The organism is Massilia sp. YIM B02769 (assembly GCF_030411995.1).
Classification (GTDB): domain Bacteria; phylum Pseudomonadota; class Gammaproteobacteria; order Burkholderiales; family Burkholderiaceae_D; genus Telluria.
On record NZ_JASNRC010000003.1, the window covers coordinates 255,595 to 273,077 of the forward strand.

Consider the following 17,483-nt stretch of genomic DNA (forward strand, 5'->3'; position numbering starts at 1 on the left):
GGCAGCCGTGTCATTCGACGAAATTACCGAACGATCCGGTTTCAATCAACGCAAAAGACGAGGAGCGAACCATGGTCTACCTGATCTCTTTCGGCGCCGGCATCCTGGCTGGCGTGCTCTACGGTGTGATCAACGTGCGCTCCCCGGCGCCGCCCGCCATCGCCCTGATCGGCTTGCTGGGCATGCTGGCCGGCGAGCAGATCGTGCCGGTGGCCAAGCGTGTGATCGACGGTATTCCGCTCACCCGCGCCTGGTTCGCCAGCGAATGCCAGACCAAGATTACCGGCGTTGCAGCCAACGCCAGCACCGAAGCCGACGACACCCGTCAAGGCTGACAATTTTCCAAACCCGCCGCGGCAAAGCCCGGCAACGACAATACCAAAGGAGCACACCATGAACAACGCCAAACTCGAAGTCCTGACCCCGGAAAACTCGCAGCTGATCATCATCGACCACCAGCCGCAGATGGCCTTCGGCGTGCAGTCGATCGACCGCCAGACCCTGAAGAACAACGTGGTCGGCCTGGCCAAGGCGGCGAAAGCCTTCGGCATCCCGACGGTCATCACCACCGTGGAAACCGATTCCTTCTCCGGCAAGACCTACCCGGAAATCCTGGACGTCTTCCCCGGCCAGCCGATCCTGGAACGCACCTCGATGAATTCCTGGGACGACCAGAAGGTGCGCGATGCGCTGAAGGCCAACGGCCGCAAGAAGGTCATTGTGGCCGGCCTGTGGACCGAAGTCTGCAACACCACCTTCGCCCTGTGCGCCATGCTCGAAGGCGACTACGAAATCTACATGGTGGCCGATGCCTCCGGCGGCACCACGAAAGAAGCCCACGACTTCGCGATGCAGCGCATGGTGCAGGCCGGCGTGGTGCCGGTCACCTGGCAGCAGGTGCTGCTCGAATGGCAGCGCGACTGGGCTCACCGCGACACCTACAACGCCGTGATGGACATCGTGCGCGAGCACTCCGGCGCCTACGGCATGGGTGTCGACTACGCCTACACGATGGTGCACAAGGCCGCGGCCCGCAACCAGGGACAGAACGAAGTGCTGGCCCCGGTGCCGGCTACCCACTAAGCCGCAGCAGGTCCGCCCAAAAGGTGGGCCTTTACCCAACCACCATCGTGCCGGCCAGCGCCCGGCGACAGGAGCAGCACATGCAAGCACAGTCCAACCGTGGCGCCAGCGCGCCGCTCATCCTCATCAACGGCAAGTTCGCCACCCTCGACCGCGAGCAGCCGCAGGCCAGCGCCGTCGCGATGCAGGACGGCCGCTTCCTCGCCGTCGGCGATGTCGAGCACGTGATGCGTTATCGCGAAGCGGGCAGCCAGGTGATCGACCTGAACGGCCGCACCGTGGTCCCGGGCCTGAACGATTCGCACCTGCACCTGATCCGCGGAGGCCTGAACTACAACCTCGAATTGCGCTGGGAAGGCGTGCCGTCGCTGGCCGACGCCCTGCGCATGCTGAAAGACCAGGCCGACCTCACCCCGCATCCGCAGTGGGTGCGCGTGGTCGGCGGCTGGAGCGAGTTCCAGTTTGCCGAGCGCCGCCTGCCGACCCTGGAAGAGATCAACGCCGCCGCACCCGACACGCCGGTCTTCATCCTGCACCTGTACGACCGCGCGCTGCTGAACCGCGCCGCCTTGCGCGCCGTCGGCTACACCAAGGACACGCCGAACCCGCCGGGCGGCGAGATCCAGCGCGACGCCGCAGGCAACCCCACCGGCATGCTGATCGCCCGTCCGAACGCGATGATCCTGTACGCCACCCTGGCCAAGGGCCCGACGCTGCCGTTCGACTTGCAGGTGAATTCCACGCGCCAGTTCATGCGCGAACTGAACCGCCTCGGCATCACCAGCGCCATCGACGCCGGCGGCGGTTTCCAGAACTTCCCCAACGATTACGCGGTGGTCGAGCAGCTGGATCGTGAAGAACAGCTGACCATCCGCATCGCCTACAACCTGTTCACCCAGAACAAGGGCGGCGAGCTGGAAGACTTCCAGCGCTGGACGAAGATGGTCACGCCGGGGCAGGGCAGCGACTACTACCGCCACAACGGTGCCGGCGAGATGCTGGTGTTTTCGGCGGCCGACTTCGAGGACTTCCTGGAGCCGCGCCCCGAATTGGCGGCCGGCATGGAAGACGAACTGGAAAAGGTGGTGCGCCACCTGGTGGCAAGCCGCTGGCCCTTCCGCCTGCACGCCACGTATGAAGAATCGATCACGCGCATGCTCGACGTGTTCGAGAAGGTGAACCGCGAGATTCCCTTCGACGGCCTGCACTGGATGTTCGACCATTGCGAGACGATCAGCGAACGCAGTATAGACAGGGTAAAAGCGCTGGGCGGCGGCATCGCGATCCAGCATCGCATGGCCTTCCAGGGCGAGTACTTCGTCGACCGCTACGGCAAGGAAGCTGCGCGCGCCACGCCGCCGATCAAGCAGATGCTGGAGAGCGGCGTGCCGGTCGGCGCCGGCACCGACGCCACCCGCGTGGCCAGCTACAACCCGTGGACGGCGCTGTACTGGCTGGTCACCGGGCGTACCGTCGGCGGCCTGGCCCTGTACGGCGACAACGGTCACCTGCCGCGCGAGACGGCCCTCGAACTCTGGACCGCGGGCAGCGCCTGGTTCTCCAATGAGCAGGGCCGCAAGGGCCGCATCCAGGAGGGCATGCTGGCCGACCTCGCCGTGTTGTCGAACGGTTTCTTCAGCGTGCCGGAAGAAGACATCAAGGCCATCGAATCGGTGCTGACTATCGTCGGCGGCAAGGTGGTGTATGGCGCGGCCGAGTTCACCGGCCACGGGCCGGCGCCGATTCCGGTGCTGCCGGAATGGTCGCCGGTGCAGAAGGTGCCGGGGCACTGGCGCCGCGCCGCGCCGCAAACGCAGCAGCCGGTGACGGCCATGGCCCACCAGTGCAACGGCCCCTGCGGCGTGCACGCCCATTCGCACGATCGTGCCCGCAAATCGAATGTGCCGGTGTCGGACTTCGGTGGCTTTTGGGGCGCCTTCGGTTGCAGCTGCTTCGCGTTCTGATCATGACGACCCCACAATTTCAGCGCCTGCAGGGCGCCAGCATGGGCTTCCTGGCCGGCTACGTCGACACCTTCGGCTTCATCGCCCTGTTCGGCCTGTTCACGGCCCACGTGACCGGCAACTTCGTGTTGATCGCGGTGTCGCTGGCCGACCCCACGCAAACGCCGTCGCTGCTGAAACTGCTCGCCTTCCCGGCCTTTATCCTCGGCGTTGCGGCCTGCCGCTTGCTGGTGGCGCGCTGCGAACGGCGCGGCACCGCCGCCACGCGGCCGGTCTATTTGCTGCAGCTGGTGCTGCTGCTCGGCTTCATGGTCTGCGGCATGCTGGCCGAGCCGGTGGGTAAAACTGTCGGCGCGCTGGCGATGGCGGCCGGGCTGCTGGGCACGGCGGCGATGGGCGCGCACAGCGCGGCCAGCAAGCTGCTGCTGAGCCACCTGGCGCCGACCTCGATGATGACGGGGAACGTGACCCAGCTGGTGATCGATACCGTCGACCGCCTGCGCGGCGCGGCGGATGCCGCCACCGCCGCGCGCTGCGCCAAGTTCTTCTGGCCGGTGCTGGCATTCGCCCTGGGCTGTGCGGCCGCGGCGTTTGCTTACCTGGCGCTGGGCTTCGTGGCGCTGGCGCTGCCGGTGGCGATCCTGGCCTTCCACGTGTGGCGCCCGGAACCGGCCGCGCAGTTGGTGGCGCCATGAGCACCGTCGTCACAAGCACGTCGCGCCGCACCATGAGCAAGGGCCGGCTCGAGGCCTTCAGCGACGGCGTCATCGCCATCATCATCACGATCATGGTGCTGGAACTGAAGCCGCCGCACGGCACCGAAGTGGCCGACCTCGCAGGGATGCTGCCGGGCTGGCTGCGCTATGCGCTCAGCTTTGTCTACGTCGGCATCTACTGGGTGAACCACCACGCGCTGTTCGACCGCGTGGCGAAGGTGGATGGCGCGGCGCTGTGGGCGAACCTGCACCTGCTGTTCTGGATGTCGCTGATCCCTTATGTCACCGCCTGGGCCGGCGAGAACCCGATGGCGCCCGTGCCGGTGGCGCTGTATGGCGCGGTGCTGCTGCTGTGCTCTATCTCGTTCATGCTGCTGGCCTGGCGCGTGGATGTCAGCGCAGGCAGCCACGCCATGGCCTGGGGCAGCCGCAAGAACCGTATCTCGATCGGGCTGTACGCGGCGGCGATCCTGCTGTCGCTGTGGTACGCGCCGCTCGGCGCCGTGATCCACGTGATCCTGGCGGCATTCTGGCTGATGCCGCAGGCGCCGCAGCAGGATGGCTGATCAGGCGGCCTTGCGCAGCACGCGCAGCCCGCCGTCGGCACCGAGTTGGGCCTGCAGGTCGGCGTAGTCGAGGATGGCCGGCACGTCGGTTTCCATTGGGTGCGCGTGGGTGAGGGTGACGACGATGGCGTCCATGCCGGCGGCCGCCGCCGAGCGCAGGCCGGTTTGCGTGTCTTCGAATACCAGGCACTCGGCCGGGGTGACGCCGAGCTTGCGCGCACCGAGCAGGAAGGGATCGGGCGCCGGCTTGCCGTGCTCGACATCTTCGGCCGCCACCAGCAATCGGTGCGAAGGCAGGCCGGCCGCCGCGAGGCGCGCTTCGGCCAGCTTGCGCGGCGCCGAGGTGACGATGCCCCAGCGCTCGGGCGGCAGGCTGGCGATAAAATCGGCGGCGCCGTCGATGGCCTCGATGTCGGCCACGTCCTCGATTTCGGCGGCGGTGATCCAGGCGGCTTCGGCAATCGGGTCGACGCCGGGGAGCTTCAATTGGCAGATCGTGTCGTGGGTGCGCTTGCCGTGCAGGGTCGGCAGGAAGGTGTCGACGTCGAGCTTGTGGCGCGTGGCCCAGGCGGTCCAGACGCGTTCGGCGGAGCGGATCGAGGTGAGCAGGGTGCCGTCCATGTCGAACAGGAAAACGGCATAGCTGCGGTCGGGCAGGGTGTCGAGTTTCATGGATACCAATTCAATTCAATTTTTGCGCATAGCGCTCGCGCACGATCTGGCTGATGTAGGTCGACAGGCCGCTGCCGAGCGTGGCCAGGCGCTGCATTTCCGTGATGTTGTCGGCGCCGGCGCTGTCGTCGGTGTAGAGATAGCGCTCGCCGCTGCGAAATTCCACGGTGATCGAGCGCCGGCCGATGTCGTAGGCAACGACGCCGGATTCGCCGCTGATGTTTTTATAGCGATGCATGTGATTCCCTTGCGATATGGCTTGAAAGTGATTCTAGCCAGATGCCGGGAAAGCGTGCGCTGCCTTGCAATCCTTCAAATAATGCGCGCCACGTAGACGATGACCATGGCCGACGGCACCAGCAGCGCTTGCGCCAGCAAGGTGCCGGCCAGGCGGCTGCCCACCAGCCACACGATGCCTTGGCGGAACTGCGCTTCATCGAGCTTGCCTTCCACCACGTCGTCGGTCATGCCGGACAAATGCGGGTCGATGAACACCGCCATCATGATGGTGGCGCCGCCGTTGATGATCGAGGACAGGGTGCTGGACGTCACGCGCACCGCCGGGTCGAGCGCACCGGCGTACAGGGCGGCGAACACACCCACGGTCCAGAGGGCGGCGGCGCCGACGTTCAACAGCAAAATCGACCACGACACGGCGCCGGTTTTCGTCGGCTTGCTCACCTGCGGCGTGGACGGCAGCGTGGCCGAGTGCCGGATGTAGGACAGGCCGCCCTTGAAGAAGCCATGCAGGATCAGCTTCGGCACCGAGCGGTGCACCTGGAAGTGCTCGACGGCGCGGCAGAACACGCGCTGGAAGGTCGGAATCAAGAGGGCGCCGGCAATCGTCGCCAGCGAGGCGGAGACCAGCAGCCAGCGGAAGTCCGACAGCAGGTGGGTGCTCATGGTGCCGGCCAGGTTCGATTCGACGCGCTTGGCGAGGAAGGGCCCGAGGAAGGAATTCGAAGTGCGCGAGACCAGCACCAGGATGCTGAACAGCGCGAACGAGACCGCGATACGGCGCGTGCGCACGCCGGCGATGCGCACCGAATAGGCCAGGGTGCCGATCAGGTGAATGACAAAGGTGAGGAAGCAGATCAGCCAGAGCTGGGTGTCCATGCGTGTTTGATGTTGTTATCAAGCATGCATGCTGACATTGAATGGTGTGTGCGGCAACTGGAGATTTCGCGCGTCGATCGCGTGGGCACAAGGATCATTCCACAACGACTACGGCGCCGTCGCGTTCGTACGGTGGGCACGAAGTGCCCACGCGGTTACGTGCGTATGAATCGGACGGCGGCATTGAGGTGTCGCTCGCGACGTATCCGCCAGTCGCAGTCCGATTCGATGTTTTTAATCGCGGCACGGTGAGACCATGCGAGCGATATTTCCGGGCACGAGTCCAGGTGAGACGCACGTACCCGCGTGGGCACGGCGTGCCCACCGTACGGGAACCGTCGCCGGCCCATCATCGACCCACGGAATACGCCGCCGGGCCGTAATCTGTGATCAGTCCTTCAACTGCCCGCGCACGCGTTCGATCGCCTTCTTTACCTGATTCGGCGCCGTCCCACCCACGTGGTCGCGTGCGGCAACCGAACCTTCCAGCGTCAGCACCGCGAACACATCCTCGCCAATCAGCGGCGAGAAGCCCTGCAGCGTTTCCAGCGACATCTCCGACAAGTCGACGTCGGCCACATCGCAGGCACGCACCGCATGCGCCACGGCTTCGTGCGCATCGCGGAACGGCAGGCCCTTCTTGACCAGGTAGTCGGCCAGGTCGGTCGCCGTGGCATAGCCCTGCAGCGCCGCGGCGCGCATGTTCTCGGCTTTCACGGTGATGCCGCCGGCCATGTCGGTGAAGATGCGCAGCGTATCGAGCACGGTGTCGACCGTGTCGAACAGCGGTTCCTTGTCTTCCTGGTTGTCCTTGTTGTAGGCCAGCGGCTGGCCTTTCATCAGGGTCAGCAGCGAGGCCAGGTGCCCGTACACGCGGCCGGTCTTGCCACGCGCCAGTTCCGGCACGTCCGGGTTTTTCTTTTGCGGCATGATCGACGAGCCGGTGCAGAAGCGGTCGGCGATGTCGATGAAGCCGATGCGCGGGCTCATCCACATGACCAGCTCTTCCGACATGCGCGAGACGTGCATCATGATCAGGGACGCCGCTGCGGTGAACTCGATCGCGAAGTCGCGGTCCGAGACGGCGTCCAGCGAGTTGTGGCAAACGTCCTCGAAGCCCAGGGTCTTGGCCACGCGCAGGCGGTCGATCGGGAAGGTGGTGCCGGCCAGCGCGGCGGCGCCCAGCGGCAGGCGGTTCACGCGGCGGCGCGCATCCTGCATGCGCTCGGCATCGCGGCCGAACATCTCCACATAGGCCAGCATGTGGTGGCCAAAGGTGATCGGCTGCGCCACCTGCAAGTGCGTAAAGCCCGGCATGATGGTGTCGAAGTGGCGCTCCCCGAGATCGGTCAGCGCGGTGCGCAGGCCGTTCAGCAGGGCCAGCACGTCGTCGATGGCGGCGCGCACGTACAGGCGGATGTCGGTCGCCACCTGGTCGTTGCGCGAGCGGCCGGTGTGCAGGCGCTTGCCGGCGTCGCCGACCAGTTCGGTCAGGCGCTTCTCGATGTTCAGGTGCACATCCTCCAGGTCGAGCAGCCACTCGAAGCTGCCGGCCTCGATCTCGCCGCGGATCTGCGCCATGCCGCGCTCGATTTCGGCGCGGTCTTCGTTGCTGATGATGCCTTGCGCGGCCAGCATCTCGGCGTGGGCGAGCGAACCCTGGATGTCGAACAGGGCCAGGCGCTTGTCGAAGAACACGGACGCGGTGTAGCGCTTGACGAGATCGGAGACGGGTTCGGAGAAGCGCGCCGACCAGGCCTCGGCTTTCTTGGAGAATTGTGAAGTCATGGGGAATTTCCGGTTGATTTATCCGATTATAAACCGCCCGGCCGACCTGCCGGCGGGGCAGGGGCCGGATGACAAGTACGCAAAAATCGCCCATCATGCGCTTGTTCAGGATTGACGCAACGGAGAAAAAGATGAAGCAAGGATGGTTCCCTCTGGCCCTGGCGGCCCTGATTGCCGGCGGCGCTGCCCAGGCCCAGCCGCAGCAGGCCGCGCCGGCACAGGCACAGGTGCATACCGCGCCGGCCCAGCCGGCAACCGTCAAGGAAGCCGACGGCGCCTCGGTCGACTCCACCGTTGCCGCCCTGTACGAAGTCATTTCCGGCCCGGCCGGCGCACCGCGCAACTGGAACCGCATGCGCGCGCTGTTCGTGCCGGACGCCAAGCTGTCGATGATCGTCCCGCAGAATCACGGCGCGTTTGCGCTGCGCCCGATGACGGTCGAGGACTACATCAGCCGCAACATGAGCACCTTCAGCGCCAACGGTTTCTATGAGCGCGAAATCGCGCGCCGCACCGAAACCTTCGGCCAGCTGGTGCACGTGTTCAGCACCTATGAACTGCTGAGGGCGCCGCACGACACCAAGCCCTTCCTGCGCGGCATCAACAGCATCCAGCTGGTACACGATGGCAAGCGCTGGTGGATCGCCAACCTGATCTGGCGCGCGGAAGATGCGCACCTGAGCTTGCCGGAACGCTATCTGCCGAACGACGAAGACGCGCGCTGACATCCGGACGCAATCGAAACTTATCGTTTCGGCAAATGGCGCTAGAATTGGTTTTTTCGCAGATGGTTTCAGGATGACTACCAACGATTCCAGTTTCCAGGTCAGTACCGACCAGTCGCAGCTCGACATCCCGATGATCTACCGCTTCCTCAGCGAGCAGTCGAGCTGGGCGGTGGGGATTCCGCGGCCGGTCGTCGAACGCGCCATCGAGAATTCGCTGTGTTTCGGCGGCTACCTGGATGGCCGGCAAGTCGCCTTTGCCCGCGTGATCACCGACTTCGCCACTTTCGCCAACCTGGTCGACGTGTTCGTGTTGCCGGAATACCGCGGCCACGGCTACGGCAAGCAGCTGGTGGCCGCCGTGCTGCGCCATCCCAGCCTGCAGCGCCTGCGCCGTTTCACCCTCGCCACGGGCGATGCCCACTGCCTGTACGAGCGCTTCGGTTTTACTGCGCCGAGCAAGCCGGAGACATTGATGGAGCGCTATTTTCCCAATATTTACGTCTCCTGAGAGAACGCAACATGGCGACGTCTTTCTCGAATCAGGCTTACGCTTTGACTGTCCGAAAAGGAGCGCATCATGGTCCGGTTCGCTGTTCCTGTCGCCCTGTTGCTGGCCTTGCTGGCCGGGCATCCTGTGCGCGCCGCCGAAGCGCCGCCGAAGGGATCGCTGGTCATCATCGGCGGGGCGCTGCGTCCGGATAATGCCGCCGTCTGGGAACGCATCGTCGAACTCGCTGGTGGCAAGGGCGCACGCATTGCCGTGTTCGCCTCGGCTTCCGCGAATCCCGAAAAATCCGGCGCCTTCCTGGTCGAGCGCCTGAACCGCTACGGCGCCAACGCCTTCTTCGTCCCGGTCGCCGTGCGCCTGACCGGCACCGACTACCAGGCCGCCGCCGACAATCCCGAACTCGCCAAGGCGGTCAGCACCGCCGGCGGCGCCTACTTCGCCGGCGGCGACCAGGCCCGCATCACCGCCGCCCTGCGCCGCCCCGACGGCGCCAACAGCCTGGTGCTCGACGCCCTGTGGAGCATGTACCGGCGCGGCGGCGTGATCGCCGGCACCAGCGCCGGCGCCGCCATCATGAGCAGCTCCATGTTCGGCCACCCGAAGCCGGTGCTCGCCACCTTGAAACTCGGTCTTACCGACGGCCAGGAAATCACGCCCGGACTCGGCTTCATCGGCGACGACGTGTTCGTCGACCAGCACCTGCTGGTGCGCGGCCGCTTTGCGCGCATGCTGCCGGCCATGCTGCAAAAAGGCTACAAGCTGGGCCTGGGCATCGACGAGAACACGGCGATGGTGGTGGGGCCGCAACGCGACGTCGAGGTGATCGGTTACAAGGGCGCGCTGGTGGTCGATTTGTCGGCGGCAAATGCGCAGGAGGGCGCCTTCAACGTCAGCAACGTGCGCCTGAGCTACCTCGACAATGGCGACCGTTTCAACATCGCCAGCCATTCGTTCACGCCGGCGCCGGACAAGGCCGACGGGCGGCTCGATCCGGCCCGACCGTATTACCGCGAGCCGCTGTTCTCGGCCGACATCCTCGGCAACAGCACCGTGGTCGATTTGATGGGCAAGCTGATCGACAGCGACCAGCCGGAAGCCATCGGCCTCACCCTCGACAGCGCCAATTCGGTGCAGCCGGATCTCGGCTTCGAGTTCAAGTTCTCGCGCACAGGGGACAGCGTGGGCTATATGTCGTCGGCGACCGAGGCCTACTCGATCTATAACGTGCGGCTGGATATCCGGCCGATCATCGTGAAGCGGCCGTTGTATCAGTACAAATAGCTTCCACGCCGCAACCTGCGGACAGGGGCGAAAAACGAGTCTGGCAATTCTGAGGGCTTGATTCAGGTCAATAATTTCCCTCCGCACTCCTTCAACATTCCACTGGTTAACGTGATTGATCCGTCGTCGCTCGCTGCGCTGACGGGCATGCGCGTGGGTAGCTGTCATCGGCGTATCGATGGCGCATTTCCAATCCTGCCAATGGAACCTCTTTATGCATTCACAGCAGATTCACCTGTTGTATCAGGAGCTGACCGACGCCAATCGTCCTATTCGTTTGCGTTTGTCAGGCGAGCAAGGAACGCTGACAGAGCGCTTATTGGTCAAACATGTGAAAGGCCAGGCGGATATGTGTGGCGGGATCGAATACCGTCTTCTCTGCGTGGCCGGCCGTGCTGGCTTACCGCTGAAAACCTTCATCGCCATGGCGGTAGAACTGCAATTCGTAACTGATCGGGGCGAGCTGCATTCGGTATGCGGGATCGTGGCGCAGGCTGCCGAAGGCGAAAGCGACGGCGCACTCGCGACTTATCAGCTTGTCGTTCGCGATGCGCTCTCGCTGATGGAGGCGCGCATCAATACCCGCGTGTTCCGGCAATCCAGCGAGATCGACATTACGCGTACCTTGCTGCGTGAATGGCTGCATGACAATCCGGTCCTCGCACGTGCTTTCGATTTCAAATTGTTGACGGCTGCATCGTATCCTGCGCGCGAATTCACGATGCAATATAACGAATCCGATGCTGCATTTCTACGCCGCTTATGGAGGCGGCGCGGCCTGGCATGGTTTTTCGAACCCGGCGAGTCAACCCGTCACGACGCCGTTCGAGGTCATCGGCTTGTGCTGTTCGACGACCCATATGCCCTCGCACAGGGAACGGCCGGGACGGTGCGCTATCACCGCGACGATGGAACTGAAAACCGAGATGGCGTCACGGCCTGGCATGCGTCGCGCTTGCTGATAGCCGGGCAGGTCACTCGCCATTCCTGGGACTACAAACAGTCTTCGACATCCGAGGCCTCGATTCCAGCTCAACATGACCAGGGAAACGTTGGAAACAGGTTTGCTTCGAAGGTCGACGAATACCTAGTTGAGGCACCGCATGCAGGTGACAGCAATGCGGACTTCCGTACGTTGGCAACCTTACGCATGCAGCAGCGCGAATACGAGGCCAAACATTTTGAAGCCGAGAGTGGTGTACGTGACTTAGGCATCGGTCAGTGGATTGCTATTGAGGGCCATGCGGAAATCGATACGCATCGTGCTGAAGATCGACAGTTCGTCATTACCGGCCTGTGCATTGATGCGGAAAACAATCTGCCGAAAGACCTGAGCGACAGGATCGCACGTCTCTTCGCGTTGAATAAATGGCGTCAGCTTGACGCCGGGCTCGTACGCGCGAGTGCCGAACGCGGAGCCCGCTATGCAAACCGGTTCAGTTGTGTGCGACGCGGCATACCCATCGTGCCGGCATTCGACCCGCGTACGGATGTACCGGTCGCGCAAGTGCAGAGTGTCATCGTCGTTACCCCTGGCGAGGAAGAGGTCCACTGCGATCAGCGTGGCCGGGTGAAGGTACGTTTCCCAGCTTGCCGCGCCAGCGACCACGCACACGCCCAAGGCGCGGGGGCATCGGATAGCGATACCGATTCGGCCTGGCTGCGTGTAGCCAGCTCCTGGGCCGGAGATCATACCGGTGCAATCTCGCTTCCACGCGCCGGGGACGAATGCCTGGTGTCTTTCCTGCACGGAGACCCGGACAAGCCGGTCATCACTGGCCGCGTCCACGGCGGCAGAACACCGCCACCGGACTTCAGCCATTCCGGTAGCCTGCCGGGTAACCGCTTTTTGTCGGGAATCAAGAGCCGGGAAATAAAAGGCCAGCGGTACAACCAATTGCGCATGGACGACACGCCGGGGCAGATCAGTGCCCAGCTGGCGAGCGAACACGGCCATAGTCAACTCAACCTAGGGGAATTGCGCCATCCGCGCCGCGATGGCGAGGGCGCGCCGCGTGGAGAAGGTGCGGAGCTGCGTAGTGACGAACATGTGGCCGTGCGCGCCGCCAAGGGCATGCTGCTGACGGCATGGAAGCGCTTGAACGCTGTGGACAATCAACTGGCCCGGGCCGAATTCCTGTCGTTAATGGAACAATGTCTGGAGCAATGCCAGAGCTTGGGGCGCTACGCGGTGGAGCACCAGGCGCTGCCGCTCGATACTGCGCCGCTGGTCGAACTCAAGTCGCAGTTGGGCCAGTGGGAACACGGCAGTAATACCGCGCCTGAAGGAATGGCAACTGGCAGCGCCATGATCGCTGTCAGTGCGCCCGATGGGATCAGCTTCGCCACGTCGAAGGAGCTGGTCAGTTACGCAGGGTCCAATGCCGACATCGTGGCGCAGCAACACATCCAACTGACTGCGGGTCAGCGCTTCAGCCTGAATGCGGGACAAGGCGTATCCCTGTTTTCGCACCACAACGGTATCAAGGCGATTGCCCATCATGGCAAGTTCTTGCTGCAGAGCCAGCACGACGATACAGAAGTCAATTCCGCCAAAAACGTCAAGGTCACTGCCACCGACGGCAAGGTAGTGCTGATGGCAAAGGAGATCCATCTCATTGCCGAAGACGGTTCGTTCATCAAGGTCGGTGGGGGCATTGTCCTTGGCACCAAGGGCGACATCAAACAGCAGGCAGCGAATTTTCCCCTCGACGGGCCGGCAACGATGGCCGCCGAACTGCCGACTTTCGAAAGCGGTAGCCCTGACCAGAAATTTGTTCTCAAGTATGGTGCCCATGACAAGGACGCTGCGCCTGCCGCGAACCGACGTTTCGAGATAGAGATGAGTGATGGCAGCACGCTCAAGGGTATTAGCGATGCCGCGGGCAAGACAGAGCTGCTCGAGCGCGACGCGATGCATATCGCGAAGATCCGGATTCTCACCGACGAACAATAAGGAGGCGCTCCATGCTGTATCCGCGGGAACCCTATTGCATTGGGCAGGACGCGAGTGTCCTGCAATGCGAACGCAATTCCGACAAGAAGGTGGACGTCAAGCCGGACTTGCCGTGCAACGTCATCGTCATTCATGGCGTGAACGATGTCGGCACCGGTTTCGGTGCGGTCGAAGAAGGATTGTGCGCTGGGCTCGATATGCGCCTGCATGGCAAGCCGGGACGGTTCGTGCCTGGAAACTACCGGATGCCGACTGCCAAAGACAAGAACGTGCTTGAAGCCGATCCGGATGCTGTTTTTTTCAAGCGCACGACCGAAAACACGACGCACAGTCCGGTCATTCCTTTCTATTGGGGATACCGCGAGCTGTTCAACCAAGCTGGTACAAAAAATGGGCAGCGCATCGACCGTTTCGGTAATCGGCTGGACAAGGATTTATCGAAAGGCGGCGGCCCGTTCGCCAACGCGACAAGCACGTTGCCTGATATGTGGAACCGGGGAATATGTTCGCCAGCGGATGTAGGCGGCGACCCGGTACGGCCAGTGTTGAGCGCGCCAGGAAGGATGTATATGGTCCTGGCTGCGAAGCGACTTGCGGCCCTGGTTGCGATGATCCGCGACTACGACGCGAACGAAACCGTCAACATTGTGGCACACAGCCAAGGCTGCCTGATCAGCCTGCTGGCACAGGCATTCTTGCTTCAGGACGGAAAACGGCCGGCCGATACGCTGATCCTGACTCATCCGCCATACAGCCTTGAAGAAGACGCGGGGATTCTGGTCGACACGTCAGAAACATTCAAAAGCGGGACGGATGCTGCAATGGAAGGTCGTTACGGGGTCTTGAAGTCACGCCAGACCTTCGATGCACGGCTGACTACGCTGGTCAATATCGTGCAGGGCGTCACTGCCAAGAAGCATACGATGCCAGCACTGACGGCACTATCGGACCACGGACAATTCCATGGCATGGTCGGGACAAAATGGAGCGCAGGGGCTGATCGGGATAATCGCGGCAAGGTCTACCTCTACTTCTGCCCCGAAGACATGACGGTAGCGTTGGACAATATGAAAGGCATTGGTTGGCAAGGCGTGCCCGACTTCATGGATGGGACTACCCTTTCTTCCATGCCGCGAGGTGATACGCGGGCAATGTTGGGTACGGCATCCTCGGCGGGCTACCGCACTGAAAAGCAAAGCCGCAAGCCTCTCACCGAATTAGGGCGTGGCTTCCATCAGCGCGTATTCACCAGCAAACAGCGTCTCGACCCTGCGAAGAAGGCTGTTGGTCCGGTACTGGTCGGTCAACCGCCACATGATTTTGCCTTGCGCCTCAAGGGCGAAGACGATCATGCGCATGTGGCCGATGCAAATCGATTCCTGCGCGAGAACCACAAGGAAATCACCTGGCCCAGACAGCCGGGCATGCTGGACTTCATGCTTTCCGAGTCCGATAAACGCGAGGGGCTGCGCAGCATCAATGGCGAGGCCTTGCGGATACCGGCACTGGCAGACTTGCGCGGCACTGGACAGATCGATCCGCAGAACATTCCGGCCGATTCGATCCAGGCGCGTGTGGCCCGGGAGGATCAGGGGCCGGTCGAAGAAGTCGATCCGATCGACGCGGCGATTGCCATCACCAGTGGCAAGGGACTGAATGTCGAGAAAGTGGAATGCGCCGATCCATCACAGACTGGGCAGCGACCAAAAATGGTGCAGGCACTGTCGAAAGTCGAGTGTTTGCAGATCGAGGCGCGGCACAACAAGGACAACAAGCTCGACCAGTTGCCTCCGGAAGGGCAGCGCAAGGTCTTGAAAGCGCTGCGCTATCCGAACGGGAAAGTCTTTGCGCTGATCCAGGAAAGTCCGGACGAGGCACGCAAGCGCTGGCAGCACGAGGTCAGTCCAAAATCCTTCCACGGCTCTATTTTCGGCAGTGCGAAAAACCATCGCAATGTGACTGCGTATGACCTTTCCATTGGTGGCGGGCTGGCGTCAAGCGATCCTAATTTCTATGCGTATTTGTGTGCAGTGGCGGATTGGCGGTTGCAGACAAATTCGACTGCAAAACGGCCATCCATTCTGCAATGGGAAAAATTTTCCAAAGATTACAGAGCATATTGGTCCGTTGAGCGTGCGGAGCGGAAGGAACTCATCGAGGGGAATGCCGTGTACTACAGCAAAGGTGAGCTGCCCGCCTGCGTTCCAGCGCTGCACGTAGGTTTGCCGAACCTCGTCGTATGCGAAACGATGTCAGGAGACCGAGTCGTCGTGTCGCCACCGGCGCCCGTCAAAGCAAACAGCGGAGCGAAAGGAACGAGATGAACAACCAAGCCAATACAACATGGATGCGTCCGGCGAAATATGCCATCGGCGCTTTTCTCGCCCTTGTCATTCTCATTCCGGTGTGGGCGGCATTTGTGATGACAGTCATTGAACCAGAAAGCTTAACCATACAGGAGCAGACAATGGGCAATCGCATATTGTGGTGGGTTATTGGTCCGACAATTCTCGTCACAACACTGTTTGGAGCGCATTGGGTTAAAGCGTCGAAGAACAACGCAGAGAAACAGCAGGACCCGGTTTCTCATCACACGCAGGTAGCGCAAACCGAGCAGCAAAAACGTGAGTATGTACTTGAAGTGATCGGGCTGGGCGTCACCTTGGATAAATACCGGCAAGGGAAGCTATGGGCGGCATTGCAAACCGGAAATCATGCTGCAACGATCCGCGAGCAGGATCCGAAAAAATACGATTGGACCGCACGCGATAAAAATGGTACGGGCGGAGGGCGTGGCGGCGATTCGCTTGAAAATGGGGCGCAGTTTACGCCAATGTATTATGGGGTACCGGTGTTCAATGCAGCGCCCCCTAACCTCGATCCGGAGTGGAGCGACAGGCCAGAGAGGCCCTTGCCTGGACTTGCCGGAGGGGCGATCGTTTCCGGCATGGCATGGCACTTGTTTGTCGTAGGCCCGCGCCGTTTCGAGGAACAGCCTGACCGCATCATCGAAGACGTCTTTGCCTTTTTCGATGCCAATCCGGATGTGCCCTATGTTGTTCTGAATTCCGAAGACAGTATGGGAACCCGCGATGACAACCGTCTTCCCGGCACGCCCCCATTGCTGAGAGACGGGCACTACATCCCGGAAATGCCCGATGCGTCGGCGCTGTTCGTGCTCGCCCGCCGCGAGCGGGTCGATCCGGTGCGGCCATTTGTCTGGGACGATCCAGACAACGAATTCCTGCAAAAGGAATTTCGCTGGATGTACGGCAACCTGATGACTGCAGTTCCAAGTTGGCAACGAAAAAATGCGTTGCAGACACCAACGCAGGTCGGCGCAGACATGACGCGTCAAGAGCTACACGCAGTCGGCGAGCGCCAACCTGTCATCAGCGAGTGGCTCGAAGCCACTGCCGCCTTTGTCCAGCGCCCCGACGTGCGTGGCACTGGCGTTCCCGGGGTACTGGGCAAGCTCAATCCCTTCGCTCACTATCCGCCAAAGGAATGGAAACCCACTCCCTGGTTCCCGATCCCCTGGAACCGCGAGCAGTTGAAAACGTTCGACCGCCTGCCCACCCTCGGCTACATCCATCGTCCAACTTTCGTGCGCTTCACCGACGAACAGGGCAAACCGATCACCCGTCGTGCCGACCGCCAGAAATTGCTACAAGCAGGCTGGCAAGCCGCACTGCAGACTCTGCCCGAAGCCCAGCGTGCCACCTCTCCTGCTCGCGTGATTGTCGCGACGAACAACAATACCGATCAGCTGATTGCCCTGCACGGCGTACTGGACGCACAAGCGGCAGCAGGTGGTCCCGAGATCGATAGCGCCAAGTCGAGCCAGTTCATCGATACCGACAAGCGCCTTGGCAATACCGGCGCGGCAACCCTGTTCGTGCAGATGGGTATTGGTGTCATGGGCAGCTACCGCGACGGGGGTGTTAGCGCGGCAATCAACATGCGCAGCCCGGACGAGGCCTCGATCATCCTCATCAGCCCGCCTTCCGACGAGCAGCGTAAAAACCAGAAACATCCGAATGGAGGCGACGTCTTTGCGCACCGCGGCACCCCGGCCGTTGATCCTGGCGCTTATCAGTAACAG

General features: G+C 62.4%; 15 protein-coding genes. 11 read left to right on the forward strand and 4 right to left on the reverse strand.

Annotation, left to right across the window (positions count from 1 at the left end; genetic code table 11):
* The first annotated feature begins 71 nt into the window (after positions 1 to 71).
* The 5 genes from QPK31_RS06280 to QPK31_RS06300 all read left to right on the forward strand — a co-directional run bounded on the left by QPK31_RS06280 (position 72) and on the right by QPK31_RS06300 (position 4,329).
* The gene (locus QPK31_RS06280) at positions 72 to 335 is read left to right on the forward strand and encodes a XapX domain-containing protein (protein WP_290422085.1); all 264 of its coding nucleotides are present in this window, start codon (positions 72 to 74) and stop codon (positions 333 to 335) included.
* Positions 336 to 393: 58 nt separating this feature from the next.
* On the forward strand, positions 394 to 1,083 hold the full coding sequence (locus QPK31_RS06285; RefSeq protein ID WP_290422086.1) for a hydrolase: 690 nt from the start codon (positions 394 to 396) through the stop codon (positions 1,081 to 1,083).
* An 80-nt stretch (positions 1,084 to 1,163) separates the two neighbouring features.
* The gene (locus tag QPK31_RS06290; protein ID WP_290422087.1) at positions 1,164 to 3,047 is read left to right on the forward strand and encodes an amidohydrolase; all 1,884 of its coding nucleotides are present in this window, start codon (positions 1,164 to 1,166) and stop codon (positions 3,045 to 3,047) included.
* Between the two features lie 2 nt (positions 3,048 to 3,049).
* Complete coding sequence (locus tag QPK31_RS06295; RefSeq protein WP_290422088.1) at positions 3,050 to 3,742, forward strand: YoaK family protein; 693 nt, start codon at positions 3,050 to 3,052, stop codon at positions 3,740 to 3,742.
* 32 nt (positions 3,743 to 3,774) lie between these two features.
* Positions 3,775 to 4,329, forward strand: coding sequence for a TMEM175 family protein (locus QPK31_RS06300; RefSeq protein WP_290422280.1), 555 nt, complete (start codon positions 3,775 to 3,777; stop codon positions 4,327 to 4,329).
* Here QPK31_RS06300 and QPK31_RS06305 read toward each other — a convergent pair whose 3' ends face one another.
* From QPK31_RS06305 to argH, 4 genes are all read right to left on the reverse strand, one after another.
* Entirely contained in the window at positions 4,330 to 5,001 is a 672-nt protein-coding gene (locus QPK31_RS06305; RefSeq protein ID WP_290422089.1) for an HAD-IA family hydrolase, read from the reverse strand.
* Positions 5,002 to 5,011: 10 nt separating this feature from the next.
* Positions 5,012 to 5,239: a hypothetical protein gene (locus QPK31_RS06310; protein WP_229437377.1), complete on the reverse strand. Its 228-nt coding sequence runs from the start codon at positions 5,237 to 5,239 to the stop codon at positions 5,012 to 5,014.
* A gap of 74 nt (positions 5,240 to 5,313) precedes the next feature.
* The gene (locus tag QPK31_RS06315; protein WP_290422090.1) at positions 5,314 to 6,117 is read right to left on the reverse strand and encodes a lipid II flippase Amj family protein; all 804 of its coding nucleotides are present in this window, start codon (positions 6,115 to 6,117) and stop codon (positions 5,314 to 5,316) included.
* Positions 6,118 to 6,507: 390 nt separating this feature from the next.
* Positions 6,508 to 7,905, reverse strand: coding sequence for an argininosuccinate lyase (gene argH / locus QPK31_RS06320; protein ID WP_290422091.1), 1,398 nt, complete (start codon positions 7,903 to 7,905; stop codon positions 6,508 to 6,510).
* 131 nt (positions 7,906 to 8,036) lie between these two features.
* Between argH and QPK31_RS06325 the strand changes: the two genes are divergently transcribed.
* The 6 genes from QPK31_RS06325 to QPK31_RS06350 all read left to right on the forward strand — a co-directional run bounded on the left by QPK31_RS06325 (position 8,037) and on the right by QPK31_RS06350 (position 17,480).
* Entirely contained in the window at positions 8,037 to 8,630 is a 594-nt protein-coding gene (locus QPK31_RS06325) for a hypothetical protein (protein ID WP_290422092.1), read from the forward strand.
* A 73-nt stretch (positions 8,631 to 8,703) separates the two neighbouring features.
* Positions 8,704 to 9,141, forward strand: coding sequence for a GNAT family N-acetyltransferase (locus QPK31_RS06330; RefSeq protein ID WP_290422093.1), 438 nt, complete (start codon positions 8,704 to 8,706; stop codon positions 9,139 to 9,141).
* Positions 9,142 to 9,210: 69 nt separating this feature from the next.
* A complete protein-coding gene (locus tag QPK31_RS06335; protein WP_290422094.1) occupies positions 9,211 to 10,422 on the forward strand; it encodes a cyanophycinase in 1,212 nt (403 codons plus the stop codon).
* A gap of 214 nt (positions 10,423 to 10,636) precedes the next feature.
* The gene (locus QPK31_RS06340) at positions 10,637 to 13,378 is read left to right on the forward strand and encodes a type VI secretion system Vgr family protein (protein WP_290422095.1); all 2,742 of its coding nucleotides are present in this window, start codon (positions 10,637 to 10,639) and stop codon (positions 13,376 to 13,378) included.
* Between the two features lie 11 nt (positions 13,379 to 13,389).
* Positions 13,390 to 15,702 (forward strand): DUF3274 domain-containing protein, encoded by a 2,313-nt coding sequence (locus QPK31_RS06345; protein WP_290422096.1) that lies wholly within the window; start codon positions 13,390 to 13,392, stop codon positions 15,700 to 15,702.
* Positions 15,699 to 17,480, forward strand: coding sequence for a DUF2875 family protein (locus QPK31_RS06350; protein WP_290422097.1), 1,782 nt, complete (start codon positions 15,699 to 15,701; stop codon positions 17,478 to 17,480). The genes QPK31_RS06345 and QPK31_RS06350 overlap by 4 nt, the downstream gene beginning before the upstream one ends.
* The last annotated feature ends 3 nt before the right edge of the window (positions 17,481 to 17,483 follow it).